This is a genomic window from Streptosporangium sp. NPDC000396 (assembly GCF_042898655.1).
Lineage (GTDB): Bacteria > Actinomycetota > Actinomycetes > Streptosporangiales > Streptosporangiaceae > Streptosporangium.
Map to the genome: position 1 here is coordinate 181731 of NZ_JBIAZA010000007.1, position 24574 is coordinate 206304.

Genomic DNA, 24574 nt, shown 5'->3' on the forward strand with positions numbered 1-24574 from the left:
GACTCCACTCCGACCTTGTCTGGCTCTGAGGCGGCGACGCGTGACCGGGCCCACGACATCGGCGACAGATCACTGATAGCGCCATCACGCGTCTCGGGGACTGCGAGCTTTCGGGAAGGTGGACGGCGCACTTTCCCGCAGCTCACAGAAGGCATGAATGTATCTTTCAGCAGTCCTCAGACTGCGTTTGAGATCTCGGTGGGAACGGCGCCGACATGCCGAAACCCGGTTGACCTGTGGTGAATGATGAGATCGTGATCTCCAAGGAACGCGCCGTCGAACTCGTCGAGTCCTTCCTGGCCACAGAGCGGCTGACGTGGTCATGGAGGGGGCCGGCCCCCGAACTGGCCGTCTACCACGTGGAGGAACACTCGGTCGGCTGGCTCGCCTTCTGGAACACGGCGGAGTACGCCCGCACCGGAGACGCGCGCGACAACCTCATGGGCGGCGGCCATTGCCTGGTGGACCGGCACGACGGGAGCATCCACTACATCCCCGACGCCTGGTGGTCGGAAGAGGGCTGGCAGGAGCACTACCTCCTGCAGATCAAGGGCATAAGACCGCCTGATCCACTGGCCTCCGCTGTTCGCGCGCTCGTCCACTCCGCCGGCGTCGTGGCCGCGATGAGCCACCTGCGCAAGCAGGCCCCGCGACTGAGCTTGCAGGAAGCAAAGGCCTACGTCACGACCGTTCGGGACGGTGCCGAACCACCGGAAGAGCTGGCAAGCCTTACCCGGAAGGAGCCGAAGTGGCCGCTTCTGCCCATCGAAACGCTGGCCGGTCCGGTCCAGCAGAGGTCTGGCCGAGGGGTCGAGGAGACCGTGTTGCTGGTCCACGTCGGGTAAGTCGGCCCCGGGCCGGTGGGTTCGCATGCTGAAACGTTGGAGCCGAACTCCCGGCCCTCACCGCCCACCCGGCGACGGCCGAGAGCCCCTTTCTACTCCTTCTCGGTCTCGCTCCGCGCGGCGACGTGCTTCTGGTAGGAGTCGCCGTCGAGATCGGCGATGTCCACCGTCGTCTGCACCGTCAGGCGGGGCGTGGGCTTCATGTGGTCGCGGGCGAGGGCCAGAACCGCACGGGCCAGCTCGCTCTTGGCCTCGGCCGTACGGCCGGACAGCAGGCCCACCTCGATGTGCACCATGGCGTGATGCGCCGCGCCGTCGGCGATGACGTACTCCTCGATGGGCCGGAACCGGGTCTTGCAACTGTCCAGCGCGGTTTCGGCCATCGTGGCGACCAGCGTGTGAAGGGCCAGCGCGAACCCACGGCGGTCGAACGCGTCGGTCATGTTGTCGGAGTATTCGACGAGTATCTGCGGCATCGGCTCTTCGGGCTCCCACTCGGGCGGACGGTTTCCCGGCAGCGTAGTAGAGGCGTCTCCGCGGGGATTCAGCCGGTGCACGGAACCGGATAAATCCATAGATAGATCATATAAGCCGCCATAAGATGACGATCATGACGATCTCGTTGAGCGATGCCACTCGAAAGATCATCGATGATGTGAACCCCGCGGTTCTCGCCACGGTGAATCCGGACGGGAGCCCGCAAACCTCCGTGGTCTGGGTCGGGCGGGACGGAGACGACCTGCTCATCTCCTCGCAGGCCGGCCGTCGCAAGGAGAAGAACCTGCGCCGCGAACCCCGGGCGAGCCTGAGCGTGTTCGACAGGAACGACCCGCTCCAGTACGTCGAGGTGCGGGGCACGGCCTCCGTGACCGAGGACACCGGCCGGAAACTGGCGGCCTCCCTGGCCGAGAAGTACGAGGGGCCGGGCGCCGGCGAGGAATACCTGGAACTACCGCCGGACGTCGTCCGGGTCGTGATCCGGCTCACCCCCCGGCGAATCCTGGGCACCGCCGCCACCTGATCCGGGACCTCGACCGAGCAGAGCATCGCCTACTGCCGCTCGCTCGGCGACGTCACGCTTCACGAGCCGGCCCGCCACCCGGCCTCGTCCGGCAACCCGCGCGAGACCTCCCCCGGCCGGGGAAACCAGCGCTGATCTGCGCTTACTCCGCAGGAACGCGGGAATTTACCCCCTGACCTGCCGACATCGGCCGGCTGGATCCTGTGACGGGCGATGTCGAGGGCCGGCATCCGCTCGCGTCGCCGTCGCGGCCGGTTCCCGATCGCTTCTCGCCGTTCCGCCGCCCGTCGCGCAGGCGGCGTGACTTCGCCGAAGGAGGCTGGGATGTCCCTGCCCAGGGGCCTGCAGCCCGTCGCCATGACCGGCACCGGCCGGGCGGACTCCCTCATCTACGACGCCCGCGACCACGGTCTCACCGGCGACGGCGTCACGAACGACCAACCGGCTCTGGCCGAGCTGGTCGACACGGCCGGGGCGGCGTGTGCCGACGACGGCCGTCCTCGCGTCATCTACTGCCCGCCAGGGGTGTACTCGATCCGGGACGCGGGCACCGTGTGGCGGAGCGGGGTGTCCCTCATCGGCGCGGGCCCGGGTGTGACCAGGTTCGTCCTGTCGAATCCCGGCAATCCCACCGATCCGACACCGCTGGCCTTCTTCACCGCCATCCAGCACGGCGCCGGCCGCGACAACCACATCGCCGACTGTACCTTCGCCTCGTTCGAGATCGACGGCTCTGGTGTCGAGCTCGCGGAGTACGACGTGCTCGCCAAGGGGCTGGGCCTGCAGTACGTGCTCCGGGGCCGCTTCCGCGACCTGTACATCCACCACACCGCGGCCTCGGGCTTCGGCTGCGACTTCCTGCAGGACTCGGTGGTGGAGAGCATCGTCGCCATCGGCTGCGGGCGACTGGACAGCGGCGAGCAGATCGGCGGCGCCGGTCTCGGCATCGGCATCGGCGGCTGGGGCTCCGTCGAGCGCCTCACCATCACCGCCTGCACCGCCGTCGGCAACGGAACCAACGGCGTCTTCCTAGAACTCCAGAATCGGGAATGGACCCCGCCTCGCGGCATCCGCATCACCAACTGTTACGCCGAGGGCAACCGGTACGGCATCTCCGACTGGGGCGCCGACGGCCTGATCGTCTCCGCCTGCACCATGATCGGCAATCAGGAGGCCGGATACGACGTCTCGGGCCTGGGCACGACCTCCGTCGCGGGGAGGGGCGGCATCGTCACCGGCTGCGTCGTCGACGGCAACGTCCGCGACGGCGTCAGCATCGGCAACACCCCCGGCCGCTACACCGTTCAGGGCAATCGCGTCAGCCGTAACGGCCGCTACGGCTACCGCCAGCACAACATGCCCGGCGGCCCGTCCCTCGCCTCCACCGAGATGGTCCTGGACGGCAACGACGTCTGGGGCAACGCCCTCGACGGCGTCCGGATCGACGGAACCCTTGTCGACGCCGTCCTGCTCGGCAACCGGATCCGTGACAACGGCGGGCGGGCGGCGCCGGCGGCATCCGGCCGGGGTGCCACCGTCACCTACACCGCCACATCCGTGATCGACACCGCCGCCGCCTGGCTTCCCGGCGGGCATCGCGGCAAGACGCTCACCGTAGGCGACCGCACGGCGGTCGTCGCCGCCAACACCGCCACCGAGCTGGTCCTCGCACCCTTCCGCCCCGGCGTGACGACGGCCTGGGTCGGCGACCCGCCCGCGGCGGGCACCCCGTACAGCCTGCCCGCCTCTCCCCCCGTCCGGAGCGGCGTCAGCCTGAACGCGCCGACCTCCGGCCTCACATTCCGCGGCAACCGCGTCTGGGACAACCATGACCCCAAGACCCAGACCCACGGTCTGTGGATCACCGACGGCGGTGGTTGCCTGTCGGGCCGGGTGGAGGACAACGACCTGGAGGGCAACGCCGTCGCGGCCGCTCTCTTCGACACCGCCCCCTCCGGCGGATACTGGGACCGCAATCACGGCCTGGTCACTCGCTTCTGAAGGCCGCGCGTGCCGGTCAGGGCGTTGATCAGCACGGGTACGAGGAGCATCGCGGACACGAGGAAAACACGTCCGATGCCGTCGGACAGAGCGGTCGGGGAGTCGGCTCCGGCGCTCAGCCGATCGTGGGAGTGAGCGGTGAAGACGGTGACGGCGAGGGCGAGGCCGATCGCCATGCCGATCTGGCCCGCCGACTGGACCATCCCGGTGGCGAGCCCCACGGTCCGCTTCGTGACTCGGGACAGGGCCACGACCTCGCTCGTCATCCAGATGAACGGCAGTCCGGCGCCGGTGAGCGCCAGGCCGGGCAGCAGATCGGCCAGGTACCCGGAGCCGGGACAGACCCTGGTCAGCGAGAGCAGGCCCGCACCGGTCATGACGCAACCGATGACATACGGCAAGCGTGGGCCGCGACGGGCGAGCATACGGTTGCACACGCGTCCGACCAGCATTATCCCGCCGACCATGGGCAGAAGTGCGAATCCCGCAGCCAAGGCGCTGTAGTGGTGAACCTGCTGAAGGTAGATGCTCCCGACGAAGACGACAGGGGCGGTGGCCGCGGAGACGAGCAGGATGGCGAGGGAGCCGGCGACCAGCCCACGGTCACGGATGACCACGGCGGGCAGGAGCGGGTGGCTGGCACGAGCCTGGGTCATCACGAAGAACCCGCCCAGGGCGACGGCCGCGGCCAGCGTCCAGCAGGTGACCTCGTCCCATCCGTGCTCCGGAATGCGGATCAGCGCGTAGATCAGTGTCAGCAGGCTGCCGACCAGGGTGAGCGGGCCGGGAACGTCCACGCTCTGGCCGTGCGTGTGACCGTCGCGAGGGAGCAGCCTGCGGGCGATCGGGAGCACCGCCGCGGCCAGGGGAACGTTGAGATAGAAGACCCAGCGCCAGTCGAGGTAGCTCACCACGAGTCCGCCGAGGAAGATCCCGGCCATGGCACCGGCTCCCCCGGCACTCGCCCAGGCCGCCAGGGCCCGTGCGCGTACGGCGGGCTCGGGCGTCGCCATGATCATTATTGCCATGGCCGCAGGAACCAGCAGCGATGCCGCGACGGCCTGCGCGGCCCTGGCCGCGATCAACGCGCCCCCGCTCGGCGCGACGCCGCAGGCGGCCGATGTCACGGCGAAGCCGGCAAGACAGATCAGGAAGAGCCGCCGCGGGCCGACCAGATCCGCGACCCTTCCGCCCACCAGCTGGAACCCGCCGACCAGCAGCACGTAAACGTTGGTCACCCAATGCACGTCGGCGAGGCTCATCGCCAGATCGCGCTGGATGTCGGGCAGGGCGAGCGACACGATCCCCGCGTCGGCGTTGGCGAGGAACGGCGCCAGCGCGACAAGGGGCACCAGACGCCCCTGGGACCCGCCACGACCGGCGGTTCGCTCAGGGGCCAGGGCCCGTGGTTTCGGACAGGGGATATCGAGCACGGCCATGGTGGCTCCTTGGGGGACGAGTGACCCGCTCACGGGCCGGCACGGACGCGCCGGGTACGGGGAGGCAGAGGCGCTGGACGCGGACGCGCCGGGTACGGGAAGACAGAGACGCTGGACACGACCGCCCCGCATATGGGGAAGGCAGAGGCACTGAGTACGACCAGCGATACGACCGGCGGGGCAAGGCTTCCGGGCGCGAGATGATCCCGTTCTCCGAGAGGACCGGGCCACGCCGGGAGAACTTCTCAGGCGGCGAAACGATCGCGAATGAGCCGGCGGCCGGTGTGGTCCCGGCACCGCGTCCGGCGGTCGCAGAAATGGGCCCAGAATGGGCGCGATTGCCGCAATTAACTGAATGAGCGCGGAACGGACACCACTGGTTCGGCGATGGCGAAGCCGCGTGACGGACCCCCGGTCGAGTGACCGTCACGCGGCTCGGCCAAAGATCGGCCCGCGGCCCCCGTCTCGGAGCCGGCCGCCTCCTCTGCCGAGCGTGGCCGTACCTCAGCAGAGGAGGCGGAGAACAGGGGCGGCGGCCCGGGTCCCCGCCCGGCTCGGCACCGTGCTCAGACCGGGGAACCGAGAAGCCACGGCCCAGGGGTGTCTTTTGGATCTTCTTGCCTACTGCGGTCGCCCAGACGGCGCCCCGCCGCGTTGTCGCCCCACCCCACGAAAACGCTACGCAAGCTCCGCGTTTGCCGCGGGGCCCCGGGGTCTTACCGCCCGTAGAACACCACTACGGGCTCCTTCGTCTTGCGAGGCACCACCTGGCCGATCCTCGCCACGGCAAAGATCCAAGGGACACCCCCTGGTTCGGTGACCACGAACCTTCGTCGGGTTTCCGAGACGGACTCAGCCGAGGTCGCCACCGAGACGGCGGGTCACCGAACCCGGTGAACATATGCCGGCGCCGCGTCAGACGGCCTTGAGGAACCCGGAGTCGACGGCGAACTCCGCACCGGTCGTGCTCGCCGAACGCGGCGAGACGAGCAGGGCGACCACGTCGGCGATCTCCTGCGGGTCGACGAGGCGTCCGGTGGTCAGCTTCATCATCTCCGGCGCGACGCTGGCCATGACACTGTCACGGTCGGTGCCCGCCATACCGGCGATGATGTCGGCCGCGCCGCCTTCCTTGGTCCACCACGCCGTGAGCACCGGCCCCGGGGAGACCGTGTTCACACGGATGCCCTGGGGTCCGAACTCCTCCGAAAGCGCCTTGGTGAGGTTGTTCATGCCGGCCTTGGCCGCGTTGTAGTCGACGTTCATGGGGGCGGGCTGCCGGGCGCTGCCCGAGGAGATGTTGACGATCGCGCCGCCGCCGCGCTCCAGCATCAGCGGGATGGCGGCGCGGATGGCCCGCACCGTGGAGAAGAGGTTGAACTCGAACATCTCCCGCCAGTCGTCGTCGGTGGGGGTCATGAACGACATGCGCGGCAGCTGCACCCCGGGCGGCGGGCCACCGGCGTTGTTCACGAGGATGTCGAGGCCGCCGAACACCTCCACCGCGCGTGCCACGACCTGGCCGGGCGCCTCGGGGTCCATCAGGTCGACCGGGACGTGGACCAGGTTCTCACCGGCGAGCGTGTCAAGGTCTGCGTTGCCCTTGCGGGAGGCGGCCACCACGCGGACGCCCTCCTCCAGCAGCGTGCGGGTGATGGCAAGCCCGATGCCCTTCGAGGCACCGGTGACGACCGCGACGCGGCCGGAAAGCTGCAGATCCATGAGGTTTCCTTCTGACGATCGTGCCCCCGCCCGACCGGGCGGGGAAGAGCCGGTTGTCGCGCTCTCATGGACTCAAACACCACCGCTCCCGCAGGGGTTGCACCTCACCGGAATCTTTTTTCCGCGCTCGCCGTCCGGCGTCTCCACGTGGTCACCCACGCCCGCGGCCGTCACCTCCGGCCTGCCCGGCGAGCCGGACGATCGCGGGGAGGGGGAACAGGAGCAGGTAGAGATTGGGGATCCACCAGGCGAGGGAGAAGTCGCCGCGCAGGGTCCAGAAGGCGACTGCCATCAGGCCCGAGGTCGCGGTGAGGACCAGGGAGACGAGCATCAGCCCCGGACCGCTCGGCGCGCCCCGCCGGAGCAGGTGGAGACTGGTCAGGCCGGTGGCGCTGGCCAGGAGGTCGATCCAGAGGAACGACCAGTTCCAGGAGACCATGAGCGGGTTGGCGTAGTCGGCGAAGGCCCACTCGGGCGGGATGAGCCCCAGGCCGGTGACCGAGAAGTAGATCAGGAAGCCCACGTCGGTGACCAGCATGAGTGTTTTGGTCACCCCGAAGGAGGGACGGGCGCCGCCGAGACCCCCGCCGGCCGGGCGGGCGCCGCCGGACGGGCGGGCGCCGTCGGTGGGACGGGCGGCCGTCCGGGAGCCGCCGCGGCGAAGGGCGGCCGCGCCTGAGCCGGCGCAGGAGAACACGCCGGCGCTACCCCGCGGCATGGTCGATCATCTCCATCAGACGGTGGCGGACCTGCTCGTGCAGCCCCTCCTCGGGTTCCGCGAGGCCCAGCAGGCGGGCCGCCCACCAGCCGTCCACGGCCAGGCGGACCAGGGTGGCGACCGCGGGATCGATCCCGTCGTCGGCAAGCCGGTGTTGCCATGTGGCATAGCGCTCACGCAGGGGCGCGAGGCCGCCGGGGTCGACGAGCACACCCGCGAGCAGGGCCGCGGTGATCCGGTCGGCCGGGGCCCCACCGGCGGCGGGCCGTTCGGGGATGGTCGCGGCGACATAGGCGCGCAGGAAGTCACCGGGTCGCGGGCCGGAGCCGGCCAGGGCCTCGTCGAAGGCGCCGACGAGGCGCTCGATCATCGCGGCGACCAGGGCCTGCTTGGTCGGGAAGTGATAGAACAACCCTCCCTTGGAGACGCCGGCGCGCCGGGCCACGGCCTCCAGGGTCAGCGACTCGGCTCCCTCGGCCAGCAGCACCTCGGCTGCGGCGTCGAGCAGACGGTCTTTCGAACTCGGTCTCGGCATGAACGAAACTGTACCGGCTGACCGGTGTAGTTATCCAGAGGGGGCGGAAGCCGTACGCTCTCGTCATGCTGAACACCCGATACGCGCGCTCCGGAATGGTCTGCACCGTCGATCACCTCGCTTCCGGAGCGGGTGTGACCATGCTGGAGCGGGGTGGATCGGCAGCCGACGCGGCGATCGCGGCGAACGCCGTCCTGGCGGTGACCGCGCCGCACATGTGCGGGCTGGGCGGGGATCTGTTCGCCCTCGTCCATGACGGGACCGGAGCGCCCGCGGCGCTCAACGCGTCCGGGCGGGCGGGATCGGGCGCGGACCCCGAGCGGCTGCGCGCCGAGGGGCACGACCGCATGCCGCATCACCACGACATCCGTTCCGCTCCGGTGCCCGGCTGCGCGGACGGCTGGCTGGCCCTGCACGGCCGGTACGGCAGGCTGACGATGGCCGAGGTGCTGGCACCGGCGATCGGGCACGCCCGCGACGGGTTTCCGGTCTCGCCCCTGATGTTGCCCGCGCTGGAGACCGTCGGCCCGCTCTGCGACGACTTCGCCCCCGCCCGGCGAGCCGGCGACCTGATCCGGCGCCCCGGGGTGGCGCGGGCGCTGGAGGCCCTCGCCGACGGGCGGGACGGGTTCTACCTGGGCGAGTTCGGCGAAGGGCTGCTCGCGGCCGGCGACGGCGAGTACACCGAGGGCGACCTGGCCGGAGAGAGCGCCGAATGGGTGGAGCCGCTCCGGGTCCGGGCCTTCGGGCACGACGTGTGGACCATGCCTCCGAACTCGCAGGGATACCTGCTGCTGCTCGCGCTCGGCATCGCCGAGGAGCTCGGCCTGCCGGACGACCCGGCCGACCCGCTCTGGGCGCACCTGCTGGTGGAGGCCGCGAGGATGGCCGGGCACGACCGGCTGGACGTGCTGTTCGACGGCGCGGCCGTCGACGACGTGCTCGGCTCGGCCACCGCGCGCCGATCCATGATCACCGCGAACGGGCGGGTCGCGGTGCGTGACCTCACCGCCCCCGGCGACACCACCTATCTGTGCGCGGTGGACGGCGAGGGCATGGGCGTCTCACTGATCCAGTCCAACGCCGCCGGTTTCGGAAGCCTGATCTTCGAGCCTCGCACCGGCATCAACCTGCACAACCGGGGCATCGGGTTCTCGCTGCTGCCGGGCCATCCCGCCGAATACGGCCCCGGCCGCCGCCCGCCGCACACCCTCGTCCCCGCCCTGGTCACCGATCCCGGCGGGTCGCTCCGCTCGGTCGTGGGCACCATGGGCGGCGACGCCCAGCCGCAGATCCTGCTCCAGGTGCTCACCCGCCTGCTGGCCCACGACCAGGCTCCCGGCGAGGCCATCGGCTCCGCCCGCTGGCGGCTGGCCTCCGGCGGCACCGGCTTCGACACCTGGCGCGCCCCCGACCAGGCCGTGGTCGAGGTGGAAGAGGGCGGCCCGTGGGGCGACGGCCTGCGGGAACGGGGTCACCCCGTCGGCGCCGCGCCGTACGGCTCCGCCTTCGGTCACGCCCATCTGATCGACGTGCTGCCCTCGGGCGTCCTGGCCGGAGCGGCCGACCCGCGGTCGATCATCGGAGCCGCGGCCGGACTCTGACCGGCTTCACCTGAAGTAGTGGTCCGCCTTTCCGAAGGCGTAAGTGACCCACGAGCCCGCGCTGTTCTTGTGGTAGAGGTACCCTTCGGCCCACATCGAATAATTGCGAGTCATCATCGGCGTGTAGCAGGTGCTCTGGCCAGGCAGGACACGCTTGTTGCCATTGGCGGTGTCGCAGCTGTAGGCGAGTCTGTGGGTGCCGTGGGGCCCGCTGCGGCGAATCAGCGCGTTTCCGTACTCACCGGCCCCGAGTTTTCCGCCGAAATTGACGAAAGCCCACGACGTGTTACACGACAGGTTCCTCCGTACCTGAATAGTGCCGTAGACGGTGTCACCCCGGACGATTTCCTGGGTGGCGACGACCCGCCCGTTGGTGGCGCACGCGCGGCCGTTGATCACCTTGTAGGGTGACTGGCCGTTGTACGGGTCGGCGGCCTCGGCGGCCTGGACCGGGCCGCCGAAAGGCAGCAGCGGTAAGACGGCGAGCAGGGCGAACAGGCGAGCCTTCGACTTCACGGGGTTCTCCTTCTGCGTGGCATCGGCTGGGGACCCTACCGAGTTCTGCCCCCGCCTGACAGCTTTACCGCAGCGACATTCAGGGGGCGGCATGGCCACGTCTTCATCAACCGGATCGGCCACAACACCCCTGACCCGGCTCCAGCGCCCACGGCGAAGGCCTCTGCCGCCGCGGATCCTGGCGTTGACCTCCGCGATCTGGCACAACCGCGGCGCGTGACGCCCACCCGCCGCGGGTGGTCACCCGTGGCCCGCGATCAGCCTGCCGCCTCGCGGGTCAACGCCGCCACGAGGGCCGGGAAGTCGTCGACGGCGAAGTCGGCCTCGCCCGCCTCGGGACGGGCGGCGTGGAGATATCCCCAGGGGCCCCTGCGAATGAGGGCGGTCCGCATTCCGGCCGCGCGGGCGGGACGGACGTCGTTGTCGAGCCGGTCGCCCACATACAGGATCTCGCCCGGCTCCCGCCCCGACACCGCGACGACCTTGGCGAAGAAGCCGGGATCGGGCTTGGAGACACCCCAGCCGTCGGAGGTGTGGATCCCGTCGACGGGCAGGTCCATCGCGGCCAGCGCGTCGTAGGCCTGGGGCGGCTGGTTGCCCGCGATGATCAGCTCGTATCCCAGGTCGCGCAGCGCGGCCAGGCCTGGCCGTACGTCCGGATAGAGGTCGTCGGCGTCGAAGTTCACCCGGAGCCCGTCGGGGTCCTCCAGTTTCCAGGCCTCCTGCTCGGCCTCGACGTCGAACCCGGGCCTGATCAGCCGGAAGGCGTCCTCGAAAGACCTGTCGAGCGCGGCCATGCCGCCCAGCACGCCGAGCATCGTGAACCGCGTGACGCCGAGCCGGTCGGCCCAGCGCGACCAGATCCGCGTCTCGTCGATCAGCGTCTCCCCGACGTCGAACACCAGCGCTCGGACCACGATGCCTCCCCCTTCGTTCAGCCCACCGATCCTATTTCAGTACGGCGAGGCCGCCGCCCCGGAGATCTCCGCGGGAGGCGCCGGAGCCCGGGGCGAGGACGCGAATCGGGCGGTGAAGTGATCCATCAAAGCCTCGGCAGGGGACCGTCGCCTTCAGACGACGGGGGAATGCCGTCCCCGCCGGGATGCCTTTCCGGTCCTTTCCCCGGGCATGGGGCGGGCGGTGCCGTTACATTGATCGGGTGGTTCCTCGGGTGCGTCCCTTTTCCGGCGCGGCGTCTGCCCTCGGGCACTGCGGCGCGTGCCGCCCCGGGTGCCGCCGCCCCGCCCTGGGGGAGCGCGTCACGGTACGCCTTGAGGAAATGCTCCGGGCCAACCGTGAGGAACCGATCGGCGTCCCGGTGAGCGGCCGTGCGTAGATCCTATAAATTCCTGCTGCGCCCCACCCGCCACCAGCAGATCGCGCTCGCCGCCTGCCTGGAGGACCACCGGGTCCTGTACAACGCGGCGCTGGAACACCGCCGCACCGCCTACCGCAGGGCCGGAGTCACCATCCGCTACGGCGACCAGTCCGCCGAGCTGACGCACATCCGCGCCAGCGACCCCGACGGGCAGGGCCGGTGGTCGTTCTCCTCCCAGCAGGCCACCCTGCGCCGCCTGCAGACGGCCTTCACCGCCTTCTTCACCCGCGTCAAGGCCGGGCGCACCCCGGGGTTCCCGCGGTTCAAGGGACGCGGCCGGTTCGACACCGTGGTCTGGCCCAGGGACGGCGACGGCTGCCGATGGGACGCCCAGCCCCACCACCCGGCCGCCACGTTCGTGCGGCTGCAGGGCATCGGGCAGGTGCGAGTCCACCAACACCGCCGAGTACCCGGCACGGTCAAGACGATCAGCGTCACCCGGGAGGGCTCCCGCTGGTTCGTGGTGCTGTCGTGCGACGGCGTGCCCGCCGAGGTGCTGCCCGCCACGGGCGCGGCGGTCGGGATCGACATGGGGGTGGCCTCCCTGGTCACCACCTCAGATGGCGACCCCGTCGACAACCCGCGTCACCTGGCCGCGTCCGCGGATCGGCTCGCGGCGGCACAACGCGCTCTGGCCCGCAAGAAACGCGGGTCCACCCGGCGGCGTAAGGCCGTGGCCCGGCTTGCCTCGCTGCATGCGAAGGTGCGCCGCCAGCGGCTCGACTCAGCGCACAAGGCCGCGCTCGCGCTGGTCGGCGGCTATGACGTGATCGTGCACGAGGACCTGCGGATCGCGAACATGACCCGCTCGGCGTCCGGCACTCTCGAGGCGCCCGGCACGAACGTCGTGGCCAAGTCCGGGTTGAACCGGTCGATTCTGGATGCGGGTTGGGGGGTGTTCCTGCGGGTCCTCGCGTACAAGGCTGAAAGCGCCGGTCGCGAGCTGATCGCAGTCAACCCCGCCAACACCTCCCGCACCTGCTCGCGCTGCGGGCACTGCGCGCGAGAGAACCGCGTCAGCCAGGCCGCCTTCCGATGTACGGCGTGCGGGCATGCCGCGCACGCCGACGTGAACGCGGCCCGCAATATTCTCCGGGCAGGGCTTGCCCTTCGTGAGGCCGCGAAAGCGGCTTAGCGAGAAGCCGCTCCCTTCAGGACCCCGGTGCAGATCTCCTAAAGCGGGTATCGGCGAAGTAGGCGGGTGAGGTGGGTGACACGGGTGGGCTCGGGGCGGTGCCCTTGGAGCCAGTCGTCGATCCGGATGAGGTTGATCGCGGTTGCGGCCAGGCAGTGGCCCACATGGGCTTGTTTGTGGCCTTTGTAGCTGGTGTGGCGGCCGGCGGTGCGGTGGACGAATTGGCAGACGGTGGACTCGATACCGGCCCGCCAGCGATAGCGGGCTCGCCACTGGTCTGTCTCCTGCTCACGTCGCCGCTGCTGGAGTGCGGCGCGCAGGGCGGGCGCGCGCAGTGTCAGGGAGCGCCCCCAGGTTTGATTGGCGGCGATGGTGCAGCGTGGCTGCAAGGGGCAGGCTCGGCAGGTCTGGGCGGCGAAGCGGATCTGGATCAGCGGGGTGCGGGTGCTGTGGCTGGCGTGCGTGGCCGACCAGGACACGCTGGTGTGCCCTGCCGGGCAGGTGGCCTGTTGACGGTGGTCGTCGATGACGAAGTCGTCATGGGTGAACATGTCGCCATGGCCGCGCTTGCGGGTAGCCGGCCGGGCCGGGCCGACGAGATCGATATCGTGCTCCCGGCGGGCGGTCACGATACTGGCGGCACTGATGTAGCCGCTATCGGCCAACTGCTCGGCGGGCACCAGGCCGCGCTGTCGCAGCCGGGTGTGGATGCCACCCAGCGCTTGACCGTCGTTGCCCGCGGCGGCGCTGGTGGTGGCAACGTCGGTGATCAGCCGGGGTGCGTCGGCGTCACAGGTCTCGGTCAGATGCACGCAGTACCCGGTCCACGTGGTGGTGCCCTTGGCGCCCCGGCGTGCGTCGGTGTCGTAGGGAGAGATCAGCAGCTTGCTGCTCGGGGGCAGATCGCCCGGCTCCCGGGCGTGGATGCCACCCTCGTCGCGGTGGTATTGCTGGACCCAGGCCTGACGCAAGACCTCCACGGCGGGGATCTGGCGCAACCAGGCGGGCGAGGAAGGCTGCCACACCGCGGTCAGCAGGTGCAAGCCATCCTGTCCGGTCTGGCTCAGCCAGGTCTGCCGGTCAGCCGGGGTGGACAGCCCGTGCCAGGAGTCCACGCGCTCGCCGTAGCGGCCCAGCCAGTCGCTGTCGCGTTCGGCCACGACACTTTCCAGCCAGCCGGGGGCCGCGGCAGCCAGCGCTTCCAGCGCGGCACGCAACGTCTCGGCCACGAATTCCATCCGGTTGAGTTGCCGCACATCCGCGATGACCATGGCCGAGTCGGTGCGTTGCCGTCCTCCCTGCCGCAGCAGTCCACGCTCGCGCGCCACGCGCAAGACAGTGGTGAGGATCTTCTCCTCCAGGCCGTGTTCAGCCAGCCGGGCACGGAACCTGCTGAGCAGCGTATGGTCGAACCCACTGTCGTCCAGTTCCAGCCCGAGCAGGTATTTCCAGTCGATCCGCGCTCGAACGGCCTCGGCGGCCTGCCGATCGGTGAGCCGCTCGGTGAACTGCATCACCGACACCATGGCCAGCGCTCCCGGCGACGCGGCAGGCCGCCCATCGGCAGGAAACGCCTCAGCGAACAGGGCGTCGTCGAAGAACTGTCCCAGACTGTCTCGCAGCCGCAGCGCCAGCGTTCCCTGAGGAAACGCCGCCCGCGCTACCCGCCTGGTCAGCTTCGGCACCTCGAAGACTCCTCGCGGATCCAACGACATCAGACTCACCCGCCCCCGCCCTGGACGATTCTTGGCCTTCCTTCCACTGTCTGTCGGCATGTCTAACGAAGCACCCGCTTTAGGAGATCTGCACCGGGGTCCTTCAGGGAGCGGAGGAGTCACAACCATGCCGCATGGCTTCTCCCGGCCGGGGGAATCCATGGGAAACTTAGAGTGCTCGTTCGAACACGAAGGGACACGGGTCCATGGTGATGACGGCACAGGGGCGACCCCCCCGGCACACTCCCCAAGAAGATCAGCCACGTCCGCACACCGCGAGAGAGTTCTTCGAGGCGTTGCCCCCCACCCCCGGCTTCCGAGCCGAAATCATCGACGGGAATCTGATTGTGAGTCCTGTTGGCAGCCCCGAGCACAGCTGGAACGCGACGCTACTTTCCTATGCACTGCTACCGGTCGTCATGGAGCGCAACTGGCACGCCCACGTGGGAGGAGTGAACGTCTGCATCGACGGACCCCGCGACAGCCTCGTGCCCGATTTCACCCTCGCTCCCACCGACTGCCCGCGCTGGGGCTCTCTCGAGCTGTTCTCCTCCGGATTGATCATGGTTGCCGAGGTCGTCTCGCCGGGCAGCGTCCGGGTGGATCGCGACGACAAACCCCGCATCTACGCCGGAGGCGGCGTGCCGATCATGCTGCTGGTCGACCCGATCGCCACCCCACCGACCGTCACGATCCTCAGCGACCCCGAAGGCGGCGCCTACCGAGACATGACCCAGGTCCAGATGGGCAAGCCGATCAAGATCCCCGCCCCCGTCGACGTCGAGCTGGACACCTCGATCTTCCTTTAAAGGAACGGCCGGTGCCCGATGAGCTGCGCGATTCGCTTCAACACATGGTGCCCCCATCGCCGAACCGGCAGGGGGGCCGACTCCCGGCGAAGCGTGCGAACCACCCCCCAGCCTTCAGACGGCACGGCGCGACGCGGGCGACCTGCTCCATGACCACCGCGCATGCCTGTCGTTACGGCGGGGCACCCCATAGAACACTTAGAGCGCTTATCCAGACACGAAGGGGCACGGGTTCATGGTGATGACGGCACAGGGACGACCCCCCCGGCACACTCCCCAAGAAGATCAGCCACGTCCCCGCACGCCGAGGGAGCTCTTCGAATCCCTTCCCCCCATGCCCGGCCTCCGGGCCGAGATCATCGACGGGAATCTCATCTTGAGCCCTTCCGGCATCCCCCATCATGGCCGCATCGCCATGCGCCTCGCCTTCGCCCTGCTCCCCCTGCTGGAGGAAAACGACTGGGAGAGCTTCACGGGAAACGTCGACGTCTGCGTCGAGGGACCGCGTGACACCGTGGTCCCCGACTACTGCCTGGTGCGCACCGGCGCCCCGCTCTGGGGCGACCGGGAGATCCTCTCCTCAGGGTTGATCATGGCCGCCGAGGTCGTCTCACACGGGAGCACGGAAATAGATCGTGCCACGAAGCCCCGGATCTACGCGGGTTGCGGCATCCCCATCATGTTGCTGATCGACCCCGTCGCCTCACCGCCGACGATCACCGTCCTCAGCGACCCCGAGGACGGCGCCTATCGAACCACCGGCTGCACCCAGCTGGGTAAACCGATCAAGATCCCCGCTCCCGTCGACGTCGAACTGGACACCTCGATATTTTTGTGACCCCCGCCCCGCTGCGGCGGGCTTCCGGCGGGCCTAAAGCTGCTCCATGGCCTTGCGGATGCGCTTGTCGGAGATCGAGTACGGCGTGCCGAGGGTCTGCGCGAAGTAGCTGACCCGAAGCTCCTGGATCATCCAGCGGATCTGGCGGACGTCGTCTCCGGAACGGCGGGCCGGGGGAAGCTTCTCGACCAGGTCGTGATAGTCGTCCTCGATGTCGTGGATCTTGTGCATCCGTTCCTCGTCGCGGAACGGGTCGTCCGGAAACTTCTCCAGCCGCCGCTCGGCCGCCTTGAGGTAGCGGAGCAGGTCGGGCAGGCGATCGTAGCCGGTGTCCGTGACGAAGCCCGGGTAGACCAGGTCGGCCACCTGGTCGCGGATGTCCTCGATCGTGGGGGTGGAGCGGGCCTCGGACAGGAGGGTGGTGAGCGTGTGCCACACCTTGAGGATGCTCTCGACCCTGGCGACCACATCGGCGGTGGTGTCGAACAGCTCGGCCCGGACCTTGTCGTGCAGGACGGTGAAGGCGGACTGCTCCCAGACCGGTCCGCCGTGCTCGCTCATGAGCTTGTCGGCGGCGCAGGCGATGCAGTCGTCGAACAGGGCGACGGCACCGGTGTGCGGGCTGCGGCTGAGAGCGAGCTTGGCCTGGTTGCTCAGGCGGCCGAGCACCCATTTGGCCGGGGACGGGATGTTGAGCAGCAGCAGCCTCCGGGTGCCTTCCCACATGGCCCGGCGCTGCTCCGCCTCGGTCTCGAACATCCGCACGGCCACGGTGGCGCCCTCGTCGGCGAGCGCCGGGTAGGCCTTCATCCGGCGCTGCTCGAACGTCTTGGGCAGCTCCCCCACGTTCCAGGTGGTCATGCCGGATCTCTCCAGCCCGTCGGCCGCCCTGGACAGGGTCTGGCGGAGCTTGGGCGCGAGCCGCCGTTTCAGCTCGGCGAGGTCCTTGCTCTCGGCCAGCTTGTGCTTGCGGCCGTCGATCACCCGGAAGGTGATCTTCAGGTGGTCGGGGACCAGGTCGAGCTGCCAGGCCTCGCTCGGCACCTGGATGCCGGTCAGGTTGAGCAGTTCCCTCTCCAGCACCGCGAGTAGCGGTTCCTGGGTGGGCTTCGCGCGCTGGAGCACCTGCTTGGCGTAGTTGGGGGCGGGTACGAAGTTGCGCCGGATGTTCTTGGGCAGGGCCCGGATCAGCGCGGTGAGGAGCTCCTCGCGCAGACCGGGGATCTGCCAGTCGAACCCGTCGGCGTTCACCTGGTTGAGCAGGGAGAGCGGGATGTGCGCGGTGACGCCGTCGGCGTCGGTGCCGGGCTCGAACTGGTAGGTCAGGGGGAACCGCAGGCCGCCCTGGCGCCAGACGTCGGGGTAGTCATTCTGGCTGACGTCGCCCGCCGACTCGCTGATCAGCATCGATTTCTCGAAGTTGAGCAGGTCGGGCTGGTTCGCCTTGGTCTTCTTCCACCAGGAGTCGAAGTGACGCCCGGAGACGACGTCCGCCGGGATGCGCTGGTCGTAGAAGTCGAACAGCGTCTCGTCGTCGACGAGGATGTCGCGGCGGCGTGCCCGCTCCTCCAGCTCCTCGACCTCTTCGAGCAGCTTGCGGTTCTCCTTGAAGAACGCGTGGTGGGTCTCCCAGTCGCCCTCGACCAGGGCGTTCCTGATGAACAGCTCGCGGCTCAGGTCGGGGTCGATGCGGCCGTAGTTGACCTTGCGCTGCACCACGATGGGCACGCCGTACAGCGTGACCTTCTCGTAGGCCATCACCGAGGCCTGGTTCTTCTCCCAGTGCGGCTCCGAGTAGGTGCGTTTGATCAGGTGCTGGGCGAGCGGCTCGACCCACTCGGGTTCGATCTTGGCGTTGACCCGGGCCCAGAGCCGGGAGGTCTCCACCAGCTCGGCGGACATCACCCACAGCGGCTGCTTCTTGGCCAGCACGGAGCCGGGGAAGACCGCGAAGCGGGCATTGCGGGCACCGATGTATTCGGTGATGGGACGGCGAGGGCCGTCGTTCGTCGTCTTCTTGTCGATGTCCTTGACGCCGATGTGGGACAGCAGGCCGGACAGCAGGGAAACATGGATCTTCTGCTCGTCACCCGGGGTGCTGTTCAGCGTGACGCCGAGGGACTTCGTCATCTGGCGGAGCTGGCTGTAGACGTCCTGCCACTCGCGCACCCGCAGGTAGTTGAGGAACTCGGCCTTGCACAGGCGCCGGAACGCGCTGGAGGACAGTTCCTTCTGCTGCTCCTGGAGGTATTCCCACAGGTTCAGGTAGGAGATGAAGTCCGACTCCTTGTCCGCGAAACGGCGGTGCTTGTCGTCGGCGGCCTGCTGCTTGTCGGCCGGGCGCTCGCGCGGATCCTGGATGGACAGCGCGGCGGCGATGACCATGACCTCGCGGACGCAGCCGTTGTGGTCGGCCTCCAGCACCATGCGGGCCAGGCGGGGGTCCACCGGCAGGCCCGCCAGCTTGCGGCCGAGCGGGGTCATCTGCTTGGCCTGGTCGAACGCGCCCAGCTCCTGGAGCAGGTCGTAGCCGTCCTTCACCTGGCGCTGGTCCGGCGGCTCGACGAAGGGGAAGGCCCCGATGTCGCCCAGGCCGATGGAGGTCATCTGCAGGATGACCGAGGCGAGGTTGGTGCGCAGGATCTCCGGGTCGGTGAACTCCGGCCGGGTGAGGAAGTCGTCCTCCTCGTACAGCCGGATGCAGATGCCCTCCGAGACACGGCCGCAGCGGCCCTTGCGCTGGTTGGCCGAGGCCTGGGAGATCGCCTCGATGGGCAGTCGCTGGACCTTGGTGCGATGGCTGTAGCGGGAGATGCGGGCGAACCCGGGGTCCACCACGTATTTGATGCCGGGCACGGTCAGCGAGGTCTCGGCCACGTTGGTGGCCAGCACGATCCGGCGTCTGCTGTGCCGCTGGAAGACCTTGTGCTGCTCGGCGGCCGACAGCCGGGCGTACAGCGGAAGGATCTCGGCGTCGCCGCGCTTGGAGAGCGCGTCGGCCGTGTCGCGGATCTCGCGCTCACCGCTGAGGAAGACCAGGATGTCGCCCGGCCCCTCGGCGCACAGCTCGTCCACGGCGTTGCCGATCGCCTGGGTCTGGTCGTCGTCCTCGCCGATCGGCCGGTATCGGACCTCGACCGGGTAGGTCCGGCCGGAGACCTCCACGATCGGCGCGTCGCCGAAGTGCTTGGAGAAACGCTCCGGGTCGATGGTGGCCGAGGTGATGACGATCTTCAGGTCCGGCCGTCTCGGCAGGAGCTGTTTGAGGTAGCCGAGGATGAAGTCGATGTTGAGGCTGCGCTCGTGCGCCTCGTCGATGATCAGCGTGTCGTACTGGGCGAGGTCGCGGTCGTTCTGCAGCTCGGCCAGGAGGATGCCGTCGGTCATCACCTTGACCAGCGTGTCCTCGCTCACCTGGTCGGTGAACCTCACCTTGTAGCCCACGGCGTCACCGAGCGGCGTGTCCAGCTCTTCGGCGACGCGCTCGGCCACGGTCCGGGCGGCGATCCGGCGGGGCTGGGTGTGCCCGATCAGGCCCTTGACGCCCCTGCCCAGCTCCAGGCAGATCTTGGGCAGCTGGGTCGTCTTGCCGGAGCCGGTCTCACCGGCGACGATCACGACCTGGTGGTCGCGGATCGCCTCAAGGATGTCGTCCTTGCGCTGGCTGACCGGCAGCGCCTCCGGGTAGGTGACCGCGGGGACCCCCGCCCGGCGCTGGGTCACCCGGCGCTCGGCCTTCTCGATGTCGGAAGTGATCTCCGCAGCGATCTTCTGCTGCGTGGCGCGGTTTCTGACCTTGCGCGCGCCGTCGAGCCGGCGCCGGATCCGCCGCTGGTCGCGCAGCGTGAGCTCAGGCAGGCGAGCGTGGAGTTCAGCGAGCGGAGGTGTCAACGGAGGCGTTCCCATACTGCGAACAGAATACTTTCAGCCCGCAAGTCGGGGCCCAACCGACCATGCTGCCCCAGCCTCGGGGGTCACCGCATCCCAATATCGCCCCGGCGGCGGCACCAGGACGGCCTTGGCCGGTTCCGGCGCACACCAAGATCGCTAGAGTACGGTCCGTGGACCAGACAAGCGATGTCGCGCGACTGCTGGACCAGTCGCGCGCCGGAATCCGCCGGCTACGGCCCGCGGATGCGTGGAAGGCCGCTCAGCGAGGCGCGTTCATCGTGGACACCCGTCCCGAGTTCCAGCGCCGCGCCACCGGCGAGATCCCCGGAGCCGTCGTCATCGAGCGCAACCACCTGGAGTGGCGGCTCGACCCCCGCTGCGACTCCCGGATCCCGGAAGCCGTCTCCCACGAGATTCAGTGGATCGTGATCTGCGCCGAGGGATACTCCTCCTCGCTGGCGGCGGCCAGCCTGCGGCAGCTGGGACTGCACCGGGCCACCGACGTCGTCGGCGGGTTCGACGCGTGGCGGGAGGACGGTCTGCCGACCGCGCGTCCCGCCCGTCCGACGACGGCACGCGGTCCCGGCCAGGCCGGTGACGAATGACGCGGCCCGTCTACCTGGACTACCAGGCCACCACTCCGGTCGATCCCCGCGTCGTCGAGGCGATGCTCCCCTGCCTCACCGGAGACTTCGGCAACCCCGGCAGCCCGCACGCCTACGGGCAGGCCGCGGCGGCGGCCATGCGCGTCGCCAGGGAGCAGGTGCGCGAGCTCCTCGGCGCGGGCCCGGACGACGAGCTCGTGTTCACCGGAAGCGGCACCGAGGCCATCAACCTCGCCCTCACCGGTGTGGCCAGGCGGTCCGGCCGCGGGCGGATCGTCATCACCGCGATCGAGCACCCCGCGGTGAGCGCCACCTGCGACCGGCTGGCCGGTGAGGGGTTCGAGATCGTGCGGTTGCCGGTCGACGGAGAGGGGCTGGTGGACCTCGGCGACGTCGAGCGCGCCGTGGACGAACGGACCGTCCTGGTCTCGGTCATCCACGCCAACAACGAGATCGGCGTCGTGCAGCCGGTCCGTGAGATCTCCGAGATCACCCGATCGCGCGGCGCACTGCTGCACGTCGACGCGGCGCACAGCCTCGCCACCCTCCCCGTCGACGTGGACGACCTGGGAGTGGACCTGCTGACCGTGGTGGGGCACAAGATGTACGCCCCCAAGGGGATCGGCGCACTCTACGTCAGGGCGGGAGCCGTACGGCTCGTCCCGCTGATCCTGGGTGGCGGGCAGGAGCGCGGCCTGCGGTCGGGCACCGAGAACGTCCCCTCCGCGGCCGGCCTGGGCGCCGCCGCGCGGCTGCTGACCGAGGAGCGTGAGGGTGAGGCGGCCCGGATCCTGACGTTGCGGGAACGGCTTCGCGCCGAACTCACCGCGGCCATACCCGGGCTGCGGGTCAACGGGTCGATATCCCGCCGTCTGCCGGGCAATCTCAGCCTGACCGTGCCGGGCGTCCGCGCCTCGCGGCTCATGGAGGCCGTTCCGGAGCTGGCCTTCTCCGCGGGCGCGGCCTGCCACGGCGAAGACGGGCCTCCCTCGCCCGTGCTGACCGCCATCGGGCTCACCCCGGACGAGGCCGGCCGTACGATCCGGATCGGGCTCGGCCGCTTCACCACCGACGCCGACGTCGACCTCGCGGTCGATCGGCTGGGCCGTGCCGTCCACGCGCTGGGAACCCCCGGTAACACCGCGGCTGAGCTTTAGGGCATTCCATCGCGACCCGGACGGCCTTCCCCGCAGGTGCCGTCCGCGATGCCTACGGCAACGCCGCGGCGGCCATGGCGGCTCCCACGATGCCGGCCTCGTTCTGCAGGGTCGCCGGGACGATCGGCGTGCGCAGCTTCACCAGGGGCAGGAACTTCTCGGACTTCTTGCTGACCCCGCCGCCGATGATGATCAGCGATGGGGAGAACAGCGCCTCGACGTGCTGCAGATACTCCTCGACCCGCGTCGCCCATTTCTCCCAGCTCAGCTGACGGCTCTCCCGCGCGTGGTCGGAGGCCCGCTTCTCGGCGTCCTTGCCCCTGATCTCCAGGTGCCCGAGTTCGGTGTTGGGCACCAGGTGACCATCGACGAACAGCGCGCTGCCGATCCCGGTGCCGAAGGTCAGCACCAGCACCACTCCGGGCTTCTCCCGGGCCGCGCCGACCGCCATCTCGGCCAGGCCGGCCGCGTCGGCGTCGTTGAGCACCACCACGGGCAGGCCCGTCGCCTTGGCGAACATCGTCTGCGTGTCCACGCCGATCCATGACTCGTCCACGTTGGCGGCCGACATCGTGATTCCGTCGACCACCACCCCGGGGAAGGTCACCCCGACCGGCCCGGTCCAGGCGAAGTGCTCGACGATTTGCACGACCACCTCGGTGACGGTCTTGGGCTTGGCCGGGACGGGCGTCGGGATGCGCAGCCGCGGCTGCGTCAGCTCGCCCCTGGCGAGGTCGACCGGGGCGCCCTTGATCCCCGATCCCCCGATGTCGATTCCCAGCGCTTCCATGATATCTACCTCCCGTCTCCGGGCTTTTTTCCCCGTAACGGGCGGCTGATACTCGTTCGCGGCGAACGGTCGGCCGTCAGCCCGCGGTAAGCCGGGGCCGTTGCTCAGGCTTCCGTGACGCGCCCCTCGGCGACGTGAACGTGCCGGGTGGTGCGCACGGCGTCCAGCATCCGCCGGTCGTGGGTGACCAGCAGGAGCGTGCCCGGGTAGGAGGCGAGCGCCGACTCCAGTTGCTCGATCGCGGCCAGGTCCAGGTGGTTGGTCGGTTCGTCGAGGACGAGGAGGTTCACCCCCCGGGCCTGGAGCAGCGCGAGCGCGGCCCGGGTCCGCTCCCCGGGTGACAGGGTCGCCGCCGGGCGCAGCACGTGTGCCGCGCGCAGCCCGAACTTGGCGAGCAGGGTGCGCACGTCGGCGGGGACCATGCCCGGTACGGCGGCGCCGAAGGCGTCCATCAGCGGCTCGTCACCGAGGAACAATCCTCGGGCCTGGTCCACCTCGCCGACGACCACGCCGGGGCCGAGCGAGGCGTTTCCCTCCTCCAGCGGGATCCGGCCGAGGAGAGCGGCCAGCAAAGTGGACTTCCCCGATCCGTTGGCGCCGGTGATCGCCACCCGTTCGGCCCAGCCGATCTGCAGGTCGACCGGGCCGAGGGTGAAGGCGCCGCGCCGGGCCACCGCTCCGCGCAGGGTCGCGACGACCGCTCCGGCCCTGGGTGCCACGGCGATCTCCATCCGGAGCTCCCACTCCTTGCGGGGCTCCTCGACCTCCTCCAGCCGCTCGATCATGCGCTCGGTCTGGCGGGCCTTGGCGGCTTGCTTCTCGGTCGCCTCCGTACGGAAGTTCCGGCCGATCTTGTCGTTGTCGCCCGCCTTGCGCCGCGCATTTTTGACGCCCTTCTCCATCCAGGCGCGCTGCATCCCGGCCCGCTGTTTGAGCGCGGCGACGGTGCCGGCGTACTCCTCGTACTCGGCGCGGGCGTGCTGGCGGGCGATCTCGCGTTCGGCGAGGTAGGCCTCGTAGCCGCCGCCGTAGACCCCGATCCGCTGCTGGGCGAGGTCGAGCTCGACCACCTGGTTCACCGTCCTGGCCAGGAACTCGCGGTCGTGGCTGACCAGCACCGTCCCGGCACGCAGACCGGCGACGAAGCGTTCGAGCCGCTCCAGGCCCTCCAGGTCGAGGTCGTTGGTGGGCTCGTCCAGCAGGAAGACGTCGTAGCGGCTCAGCAGCAGGGAGGCCATCCCGGCCCGGGCGGCCTGCCCGCCGGAGAGCGCCGTCATCGGCCGGTCCAGCTCCACCGCGAGGCCGACCTCCGCGACGACCCCCTCCGCGCGCTCCTCCAGATCGGCTCCTCCCAGGGCCAACCACCTCTCCAGACCTGCGGCGTAGTCGTCGTCGGCACCGGGGCGCCCCTCCACGAGGGCATCGGTCGCGGCGTCCAGCGCCCGCTGCGCGGCGGCCACTCCGGTCCGCCTGGCCAGAAAGGCCGCGACCGTCTCATCCGCCCGGCGCTCCCGCTCCTGGGGCAGGTAACCGACCATCGCCGAGGAGGGGCTGAGCCGTACGGCGCCCTGCTCCGGGGGGAGCAGCCCGGCCAGGATCCGCATCAGCGTGGTCTTGCCGGCGCCGTTCACTCCGACCAGGCCGATCACGTCGCCGGGGGCGATGACCAGGTCCAGCCCCGAGAACAGCGCGCGGTCGCCGTGTCCCGCGGCGAGATCCTTGGCAACGATGGTGGCAGTCATGGGGCAAACGCTATCCGGCGTCCGTCATCGGGACTCCGCCCCGGCGCTCTCCGGGCTCCGGCTTCGCCTCATCTGATTCCCGACAAATCAGACAGATTTATATTCCAGCCATG

Annotated in this window: 20 protein-coding genes; 9 read left to right on the forward strand and 11 right to left on the reverse strand. The window is 69.7% G+C overall.

Going from position 1 to position 24574, the window contains the following annotated elements:
* The first annotated feature begins 254 nt into the window (after window positions 1–254).
* Entirely contained in the window at window positions 255–845 is a 591-nt protein-coding gene (locus tag ACFY2X_RS13680) for a YrhB domain-containing protein (RefSeq protein ID WP_389937274.1), read from the forward strand.
* Between the two features lie 92 nt (window positions 846–937).
* Here the strand turns inward: ACFY2X_RS13680 and ACFY2X_RS13685 are convergent, their stop codons facing one another.
* Entirely contained in the window at window positions 938–1420 is a 483-nt protein-coding gene (locus ACFY2X_RS13685; RefSeq protein WP_389937275.1) for a 5-carboxymethyl-2-hydroxymuconate Delta-isomerase, read from the reverse strand.
* 35 nt (window positions 1421–1455) lie between these two features.
* Between ACFY2X_RS13685 and ACFY2X_RS13690 the strand changes: the two genes are divergently transcribed.
* Together ACFY2X_RS13690 and ACFY2X_RS13695 are read left to right on the forward strand one after the other, a co-directional pair.
* Entirely contained in the window at window positions 1456–1866 is a 411-nt protein-coding gene (locus tag ACFY2X_RS13690; RefSeq protein WP_389937277.1) for a PPOX class F420-dependent oxidoreductase, read from the forward strand.
* 324 nt (window positions 1867–2190) lie between these two features.
* The gene (locus ACFY2X_RS13695) at window positions 2191–3867 is read left to right on the forward strand and encodes a right-handed parallel beta-helix repeat-containing protein (protein WP_389937280.1); all 1677 of its coding nucleotides are present in this window, start codon (window positions 2191–2193) and stop codon (window positions 3865–3867) included.
* On the opposite strand, the gene ACFY2X_RS13700 is transcribed toward ACFY2X_RS13695, so the two are convergent.
* The 4 genes from ACFY2X_RS13700 to ACFY2X_RS13715 form a co-directional block, all read right to left on the reverse strand.
* Window positions 3843–5306 (reverse strand): MFS transporter, encoded by a 1464-nt coding sequence (locus ACFY2X_RS13700; RefSeq protein ID WP_389937282.1) that lies wholly within the window; start codon window positions 5304–5306, stop codon window positions 3843–3845. The two genes, ACFY2X_RS13695 and ACFY2X_RS13700, sit on opposite strands and share 25 nt — an antisense overlap.
* Window positions 5307–6221: 915 nt before the next feature.
* Window positions 6222–7028 carry an SDR family NAD(P)-dependent oxidoreductase gene (locus ACFY2X_RS13705; RefSeq protein ID WP_389937285.1) on the reverse strand — a complete coding sequence of 269 codons (807 nt, stop codon included), beginning with the start codon at window positions 7026–7028 and terminating at the stop codon, window positions 6222–6224.
* 151 nt (window positions 7029–7179) lie between these two features.
* Complete coding sequence (locus ACFY2X_RS13710; protein WP_389937288.1) at window positions 7180–7746, reverse strand: DUF5360 family protein; 567 nt, start codon at window positions 7744–7746, stop codon at window positions 7180–7182.
* Complete coding sequence (locus ACFY2X_RS13715; RefSeq protein ID WP_389937290.1) at window positions 7733–8281, reverse strand: TetR/AcrR family transcriptional regulator; 549 nt, start codon at window positions 8279–8281, stop codon at window positions 7733–7735. The genes ACFY2X_RS13710 and ACFY2X_RS13715 overlap by 14 nt, the downstream gene beginning before the upstream one ends.
* A 65-nt stretch (window positions 8282–8346) precedes the next feature.
* On the opposite strand from ACFY2X_RS13715, the gene ACFY2X_RS13720 reads away from it, so the two are divergent.
* Entirely contained in the window at window positions 8347–9885 is a 1539-nt protein-coding gene (locus tag ACFY2X_RS13720; RefSeq protein WP_389937293.1) for a gamma-glutamyltransferase family protein, read from the forward strand.
* Between the two features lie 6 nt (window positions 9886–9891).
* Here the strand turns inward: ACFY2X_RS13720 and ACFY2X_RS13725 are convergent, their stop codons facing one another.
* Both ACFY2X_RS13725 and ACFY2X_RS13730 read right to left on the reverse strand, forming a co-directional pair.
* Window positions 9892–10401 (reverse strand): DUF2690 domain-containing protein, encoded by a 510-nt coding sequence (locus ACFY2X_RS13725; protein WP_389937295.1) that lies wholly within the window; start codon window positions 10399–10401, stop codon window positions 9892–9894.
* Between the two features lie 257 nt (window positions 10402–10658).
* On the reverse strand, window positions 10659–11318 hold the full coding sequence (locus ACFY2X_RS13730) for an HAD family hydrolase (RefSeq protein WP_389937298.1): 660 nt from the start codon (window positions 11316–11318) through the stop codon (window positions 10659–10661).
* Window positions 11319–11729: 411 nt separating this feature from the next.
* On the opposite strand from ACFY2X_RS13730, the gene ACFY2X_RS13735 reads away from it, so the two are divergent.
* Window positions 11730–12914, forward strand: a complete 1185-nt coding sequence (locus tag ACFY2X_RS13735; protein WP_389937301.1) for an RNA-guided endonuclease InsQ/TnpB family protein — start codon at window positions 11730–11732, stop codon at window positions 12912–12914.
* Between the two features lie 38 nt (window positions 12915–12952).
* Here the strand turns inward: ACFY2X_RS13735 and ACFY2X_RS13740 are convergent, their stop codons facing one another.
* The gene (locus ACFY2X_RS13740) at window positions 12953–14599 is read right to left on the reverse strand and encodes an IS1182 family transposase (RefSeq protein WP_389937303.1); all 1647 of its coding nucleotides are present in this window, start codon (window positions 14597–14599) and stop codon (window positions 12953–12955) included.
* A gap of 242 nt (window positions 14600–14841) precedes the next feature.
* On the opposite strand from ACFY2X_RS13740, the gene ACFY2X_RS13745 reads away from it, so the two are divergent.
* Window positions 14842–15438, forward strand: a complete 597-nt coding sequence (locus ACFY2X_RS13745; protein ID WP_389937687.1) for a Uma2 family endonuclease — start codon at window positions 14842–14844, stop codon at window positions 15436–15438.
* A gap of 241 nt (window positions 15439–15679) precedes the next feature.
* Window positions 15680–16276: a Uma2 family endonuclease gene (locus tag ACFY2X_RS13750; RefSeq protein ID WP_389937689.1), complete on the forward strand. Its 597-nt coding sequence runs from the start codon at window positions 15680–15682 to the stop codon at window positions 16274–16276.
* A gap of 33 nt (window positions 16277–16309) precedes the next feature.
* Here ACFY2X_RS13750 and hrpA read toward each other — a convergent pair whose 3' ends face one another.
* Entirely contained in the window at window positions 16310–20182 is a 3873-nt protein-coding gene (gene hrpA / locus ACFY2X_RS13755; protein ID WP_389937306.1) for an ATP-dependent RNA helicase HrpA, read from the reverse strand.
* Between the two features lie 155 nt (window positions 20183–20337).
* Between hrpA and ACFY2X_RS13760 the strand changes: the two genes are divergently transcribed.
* Together ACFY2X_RS13760 and ACFY2X_RS13765 are read left to right on the forward strand one after the other, a co-directional pair.
* Window positions 20338–20772 carry a rhodanese-like domain-containing protein gene (locus tag ACFY2X_RS13760; protein WP_389937309.1) on the forward strand — a complete coding sequence of 145 codons (435 nt, stop codon included), beginning with the start codon at window positions 20338–20340 and terminating at the stop codon, window positions 20770–20772.
* Window positions 20769–21929: a cysteine desulfurase family protein gene (locus tag ACFY2X_RS13765; RefSeq protein ID WP_389937312.1), complete on the forward strand. Its 1161-nt coding sequence runs from the start codon at window positions 20769–20771 to the stop codon at window positions 21927–21929. Before ACFY2X_RS13760 ends, ACFY2X_RS13765 begins: the two co-directional genes overlap by 4 nt.
* Before the next feature lie 52 nt (window positions 21930–21981).
* Here ACFY2X_RS13765 and ppgK read toward each other — a convergent pair whose 3' ends face one another.
* Window positions 21982–22719 carry a polyphosphate--glucose phosphotransferase gene (ppgK, locus tag ACFY2X_RS13770; protein WP_389937315.1) on the reverse strand — a complete coding sequence of 246 codons (738 nt, stop codon included), beginning with the start codon at window positions 22717–22719 and terminating at the stop codon, window positions 21982–21984.
* A 104-nt stretch (window positions 22720–22823) separates the two neighbouring features.
* Entirely contained in the window at window positions 22824–24461 is a 1638-nt protein-coding gene (locus ACFY2X_RS13775; protein ID WP_389937318.1) for an ABC-F family ATP-binding cassette domain-containing protein, read from the reverse strand.
* Window positions 24462–24574 lie beyond the last annotated feature (113 nt).

Coding starts and splice junctions, on each gene's coding strand:
- ACFY2X_RS13710 (WP_389937288.1), bottom strand. CDS start 7,746: ATGCCGCGGGGTAGCGCCGGCGTGTTCTCCTGCGCCGGCTCAGGCGCG.
- ppgK (WP_389937315.1), bottom strand. CDS start 22,719: ATGGAAGCGCTGGGAATCGACATCGGGGGATCGGGGATCAAGGGCGCC.
- ACFY2X_RS13690 (WP_389937277.1), top strand. CDS start 1,456: ATGACGATCTCGTTGAGCGATGCCACTCGAAAGATCATCGATGATGTG.
- ACFY2X_RS13775 (WP_389937318.1), bottom strand. CDS start 24,461: ATGACTGCCACCATCGTTGCCAAGGATCTCGCCGCGGGACACGGCGAC.
- ACFY2X_RS13695 (WP_389937280.1), top strand. CDS start 2,191: ATGTCCCTGCCCAGGGGCCTGCAGCCCGTCGCCATGACCGGCACCGGC.
- ACFY2X_RS13720 (WP_389937293.1), top strand. CDS start 8,347: ATGCTGAACACCCGATACGCGCGCTCCGGAATGGTCTGCACCGTCGAT.
- ACFY2X_RS13700 (WP_389937282.1), bottom strand. CDS start 5,306: ATGGCCGTGCTCGATATCCCCTGTCCGAAACCACGGGCCCTGGCCCCT.
- ACFY2X_RS13705 (WP_389937285.1), bottom strand. CDS start 7,028: ATGGATCTGCAGCTTTCCGGCCGCGTCGCGGTCGTCACCGGTGCCTCG.
- ACFY2X_RS13685 (WP_389937275.1), bottom strand. CDS start 1,420: ATGGATTTATCCGGTTCCGTGCACCGGCTGAATCCCCGCGGAGACGCC.
- ACFY2X_RS13750 (WP_389937689.1), top strand. CDS start 15,680: ATGACGGCACAGGGACGACCCCCCCGGCACACTCCCCAAGAAGATCAG.
- ACFY2X_RS13765 (WP_389937312.1), top strand. CDS start 20,769: ATGACGCGGCCCGTCTACCTGGACTACCAGGCCACCACTCCGGTCGAT.
- hrpA (WP_389937306.1), bottom strand. CDS start 20,182: ATGGGAACGCCTCCGTTGACACCTCCGCTCGCTGAACTCCACGCTCGC.
- ACFY2X_RS13745 (WP_389937687.1), top strand. CDS start 14,842: ATGACGGCACAGGGGCGACCCCCCCGGCACACTCCCCAAGAAGATCAG.
- ACFY2X_RS13715 (WP_389937290.1), bottom strand. CDS start 8,281: ATGCCGAGACCGAGTTCGAAAGACCGTCTGCTCGACGCCGCAGCCGAG.